The sequence below is a fragment of the Streptomyces chumphonensis genome (assembly GCF_014779715.1).
Lineage (GTDB): Bacteria > Actinomycetota > Actinomycetes > Streptomycetales > Streptomycetaceae > Streptomyces > Streptomyces chumphonensis.
Genome location: NZ_JACXYU010000030.1, coordinates 1 through 2634, shown reverse-complemented (window position 1 = coordinate 2634; position 2634 = coordinate 1). Strand labels below are relative to the sequence as shown.

The window sequence follows — 2634 nt, the reverse complement described above, 5'->3', positions numbered from 1 at the left end:
GGGAGGATTAGCCGGTGTTGTTCGGCCCCGAGGGCCAAGCCTCGCCTGTGGCCGCGCAGCTCGGCTTGATCGGGGCCGGTGACCGTGCGGCAGCTCCGCTCCGCGACCGCTACCGAGCGGAGGCGCAGCGGTGCTCGGCGCTCGACGGGATCGGGCCGGTTGGGCGCGCCGGTGATCCGGGTACGGTCCGAGCACGCCGGACTGAGGGAGACCAACCGTGGCTGAGTACCTGACCGTTCTGACCACTACCGACTCCGCTGAAAAGGCCCGGGCTCTGGCTGTCAGCGCCGTGGAGGCGAAGGTGGCGGCCTGCGCCCAGATCGACGGGCCGGTCACCAGCGTCTACCGGTGGGAGAACGCTGTGCAGACGGACCAGGAGTGGCGCGTGCTGTACATGACGACCGCTGAGCGGTACGTGGAGCTGGAAGCACACATCAAGCAGGTGCACGACTACGACATGCCGGAAATCATCGCCTCCCCCGTCACGCACGGCAGCGCCGACTACCTGTCGTGGGTGAGCGAGGAGACCGCCAAGAGCTGATCAGGCAGCGGCTGCGGCGAGGACCTCCTGGGCGAGGTCTCGCGCCGCGCTGTGCTCCTGGGGCAGCAGCGCCGCGAGGGAGGCCAGCCGCTGGCGGCCCATAGTGGTCGGCGTGCTGGATCCGGGTGACGCCGGAGGCGCAGACCGTCACCTGGCCCAGTGGATAGCAGAGCGATCGGGCCGGCTGCTCCTGTGCCCGACGGCACGCCGCACGTGTCGGCCGGCTGGTGTCAGCTCTCGACCACGCGCAACGCGCCGCTCGGACAGAACGACACGGCTTCCCGGGCCTCGGCCACCCGCTCCGCGGGCACCGGGTCGAGTAGCAGCATCACCCTTCCGTCCACCTCGTCCTGGTCGAAGACCTCCGGTGCCGTCAGCACGCACATCCCCGCCGAACAGCACCGTTCACGATCCACCCCTACACGCACGGCGGTCACCGTCACCAGGTGACGGGCAGCGTCTCGACGCCCATCACCAGCGAGTTCTCCTTCAGGCGGATGTCCTCGACCGGCACGCACGGCGCCAGTCCGGGGAACGCGTCGACAAGTTCGCGCACGGCCACCCGCAGTTCCAGTCGTGCCAGGGCCTGCCCCAGACATTGGTGGACTCCGTAGCCGAAGGCCACGTGGGTGCGGGCCTCACGCGTCAGGTCGTAGGCGTGCGGGTCGTCGTACACGTCCGGATCGTGGTTGGCAGCCCAGATCCCCAGAACGACGCCCTGACCGGCCCGTACGGTGACCTCCTCGGTCAGCCGCACATCCTCCACGGCCAGGCGACCGAGGCTGCACCGGACGATGGAGATCTTTCGGAGCAGCTCTTCGACGGCCGGGCCGATCGCCGTGGTGTCCGCGCGGAGCAGCTCGAACAGGTCCCGGTCGGCGAAGCAGTCCCGCACGATCATGCCGAGCATGTTCGCGGTGGTCTCGTGGCCGGCGATGAGCAGGAGCCGGGCCATGGCCACCACGTCCTCGTCGGTCATGCCGGCCTCTTGCTGCTGTCGGACGACGGTGCTCAGGAGGTCGTCGCCGGGGTGTCGCCGTTTGGCGTCGGCGAGCGAGCCCAGGTAGTCGCCGAGGTCCATGAACGCGGTTCCCGCCTCGGCCTCGGTCGCCGTGACCGACAGTATGCGGCGTGAGTTCTCCTGGAACGTGGCGTGGTCCTCGTAGGGCACGCCCAGGAGGTTGCAGATCACCTGTGAGGGGAGGGGCAGTGCGAAGGCCTCGATGAGGTCGGTGGGCGGACCGGCGTCCTTCATGTCCTCGATGAGGGAACGGGTGGCGGCGACGACGGCCGGTCGCATCCTCTCGACACGGTGGACGGTGAACATCGACGTCAGGACCCGGCGTAACACCGAATGGCGCGGCGGGTCCATGCGCAGGAAGGAGAGTCCGCCGGGCACGTTGGGGATGGCGAACAACCTCGGGAAGCCGGGGAGTTGATCGTCGGCGGAGAACCTCTTGTCGGACAGGACCTGGCGGACGTGCTGGTGGGAGCGCACCAGCCAGCCGTTGCCGCTCACGAGCTGGACGGGGACGGGATCGCCGCCGTCCCGGGCGAGGGCGTCGAGTACGGGGATGATCGTTCCGGGATGCTCGGTGGACACGTGTCCTCCAGCGAGGTCGCGGGTCGAATCCTGTGAAGATCCGGTACATGGTGAATGCCCGGATTGCTTGTATTCGGCCTACCCGTGGGAGAACCGGTCCATACGTGGGTTCTGCGAGCGTCGGCGACAGGCCGTGGGGCGGACCCGGCCCGCTCACAGCCGGACCGGGCCGACGTGACGCGGAGTCGAACGTCGTGTCCTCCCGCATGCCGGTCGGCGGGCACCGGGAGGGCGACGCGACCTGCGGGGGGAGAGCCGCACGGCGCGTCGCGCCCGGTGCCCGCCGACCGGACCGTGCCGGAGGGCGGGTCAGTCGATGACGAGGACGGCTTTGCCGCGGCCGTGGCCGGTTTCGAGGTCGCGGTGGGCGTCGGCGGCGCGGGCCAGGGGGTACGCCTCGCGGATGTGGACGGTCACCTTGCCCTGCTCGTACAGGGCGACGAGTTCGGCGAGCCGGGTGGCGGAGCGGGCGCCCGCCACGTCGCGCAGA

General features: G+C 70.0%; 4 protein-coding genes. 1 reads left to right on the top strand and 3 read right to left on the bottom strand.

The genetic code is table 11. The features are described from left to right. Positions 1 to 217: 217 nt before the first annotated feature. Complete coding sequence (gene cutA / locus IF129_RS25895; RefSeq protein ID WP_191212272.1) at positions 218 to 541, top strand: divalent-cation tolerance protein CutA; 324 nt, start codon at positions 218 to 220, stop codon at positions 539 to 541. A 230-nt stretch (positions 542 to 771) separates the two neighbouring features. Here cutA and IF129_RS25890 read toward each other — a convergent pair whose 3' ends face one another. The 3 genes from IF129_RS25890 to IF129_RS25880 all read right to left on the bottom strand — a co-directional run. Further along, positions 772 to 957, bottom strand: coding sequence for a ferredoxin (locus IF129_RS25890; RefSeq protein ID WP_381481061.1), 186 nt, complete (start codon positions 955 to 957; stop codon positions 772 to 774). A gap of 23 nt (positions 958 to 980) precedes the next feature. Further along, positions 981 to 2144 carry a cytochrome P450 gene (locus IF129_RS27025; protein WP_191212271.1) on the bottom strand — a complete coding sequence of 388 codons (1164 nt, stop codon included), beginning with the start codon at positions 2142 to 2144 and terminating at the stop codon, positions 981 to 983. Between the two features lie 309 nt (positions 2145 to 2453). Beyond that, positions 2454 to 2634, bottom strand: a 181-nt coding sequence (locus IF129_RS25880; RefSeq protein WP_191212270.1) for a zinc-binding dehydrogenase, incomplete at its 5' end; no start/stop codon positions are given.